Source organism: Vibrio sp. 1249-1 (assembly GCF_033340495.1).
In genome coordinates this window covers 1-939 of the sequence record NZ_JAWOWJ010000216.1, presented here as the reverse complement: position 1 = coordinate 939, position 939 = coordinate 1, and the positions used below count along the sequence as shown (strand labels likewise).

The 939-nt window shown below is 47.7% G+C and carries 1 protein-coding gene; it reads right to left on the bottom strand.

Features of this window, described 5'->3' with window-relative positions; genetic code table 11:
- A partial coding sequence (locus R7Z50_RS25340) for a fructose PTS transporter subunit IIA (protein WP_318149463.1) occupies positions 1–899 on the bottom strand: 899 nt, incomplete at its 3' end.
- Positions 900–939: the final 40 nt, after the last annotated feature.

Genomic DNA, 939 nt, shown 5'->3' with positions numbered 1-939 from the left:
ATCGAGCCGAGCGAACTCATGCTGTCCGGCAGTTGAATTTTCTTCAGCAACCAAACCACAAAGCCGGCGAAAAAGCCGACCACAATTGCACCTAAAAAACCCGTATTGTAATGACTGACCGCAATCCAAGACCCAATCATACCCGGCGCAAGGCCCGGCTTGTCGGCAATGGAATAAGCAATGTAACCACCAAGCACGGCAGTAAACAATGTCAGGCCAGCAATCCCCATTTGGGCAATATCGGCCAAAATGCCCTCTTGTGGTACACCACCGTGACCAGAGATCATCACCGACAACGACAACAACACACCGCCCGCAACGATAAACGGGATCATGTGGGATGTGCCAAACAGCAAGTGCTCTTTAATGCGGCCAAGTTTTTGCGCCCAAGGGCTCAGGGGTTCTGATGCAAATTCTAAAGAAGTTGGGAGAAATTCATTGGATTGGGTTTGAATATCAGTCAGCATCTCAAGCGCTTCTTCTCGCGATTGAGCCAACTTGAGCTTTTCAACAAAGCCGTCTTCGATAATTTTGGTGGAAATTTGTGCCAATACTTCAATGTGATGATGATCATCACCATCTGGAGACGCCAGCATAAAAAACACATCGGACAGCTCGCCATCTTCGGCGCCATAATCAATCCCATTACGGCTGATCCCGACCGCGACAGCCGGTTTCGCTACAGCATCACTTTTGGCATGAGGGATCGCAATACCATCATCAAATCCTGTGTTACCGATCTCTTCTCGTTTCCAGATATCTGCCAAGAACTGGCTTTGACTATTGAGCTTGCCGGCGGCCTCTAGCATCTCGACCAGCTCTTTGAGCGCTTCATCTTTGGTTTGAGCTTTTAGATCTAAACATATCGTTTCCAGCTCAATTAGGTTTGTGATGTCCATTGTTTTACCTTCCAATATTCACGCTCGAATATATACCCAA